At 40.4% G+C, this 1,005-nt stretch carries 1 protein-coding gene; it reads left to right on the forward strand.

Going from position 1 to position 1,005, the window contains the following annotated elements; genetic code table 11:
- Nucleotides 1–1,005 (forward strand): P-loop NTPase family protein (locus tag MTBBW1_RS05125; RefSeq protein WP_186441091.1); only part of this gene is annotated, 1,005 nt, incomplete at both ends.

Raw genomic sequence — 1,005 nt, forward strand, 5'->3', positions numbered from 1 at the left:
GACAGTAAGGTGGAACGCTATGATTCCCTTGTAAGAAAAGAGGGCATATTGAAAACCATCTTCAAAAACATCAAGTCCCTGGCATCAAGCGATGTTTTTGACAGGATATTTATCACCGGAGTTTCTCCTGTGGTCATGAGTGACATCACAAGCGGCTTTAATATCGGGGAGAATATCTATTTTGAAGATGACTACAATGATCTTTGCGGATTTACGGAAAGCGAGATTCAAGCTGTTTTGTCAACAATGAAAGCCAATGAAGTTCATTCCAATAATGCCCTTGAAATAATGAAACTCTACTACAACGGTTACCTCTTCTCACAGGATGTAACCGAACCAGTTTATAACCCCACACTTGTACTCTACTTCCTGAAGCGATTCCAGAAATCAGGGCGATTTCCGGAAAACATGTTTGATGAAAACCTTGCAATGGATGAAGGCAAACTTCTCTATATTTCCGAAATAAAAGGGGGAAATCAGCTAATTATTGATCTGATGCAGCAGAGCCACCAGAGTCACAAAATTGAAATCCAGCAGATAAGCCAGAAGTTCGGCATAAGAAGAATGCTCTCCGATGCAACCCATGACAGATCTTTTCTGATCTCTTTTTTATATTACTTTGGCATCCTTACTCTTGATGGCCGTTCAGAAAATGGTGACCAGGTGTTGAAACTGCCCAACCTTCTTACAAAAAGGCTCTATGTTGACAGAATTAACGAAATGCTTCTGCCGGAACCTGTTGAACGGGACAAAGGAAAGGATGCAGCCAAAAAAGTCTATCAAAAAGGAGATATGGAAGCTCTTTGCAGATTTGTTGAAGAGCACTACTTCATGGTATTTCGTAACCGAGATTACCGATGGGCAAATGAACTTACTGTCAAGACTGCTTTTCTGACACTTCTTTACAACGATATTCTTTTTATTATGGATTCGGAAAAGGAGATTGAAAGACGATTTGCCGACCTTACCATGATAATAAGGCCGGACATGAGAAAATTTCGTCTG

Origin of the sequence: Desulfamplus magnetovallimortis (assembly GCF_900170035.1) — a bacterium.
GTDB classification, from domain to species: domain Bacteria; phylum Desulfobacterota; class Desulfobacteria; order Desulfobacterales; family Desulfobacteraceae; genus Desulfamplus; species Desulfamplus magnetovallimortis.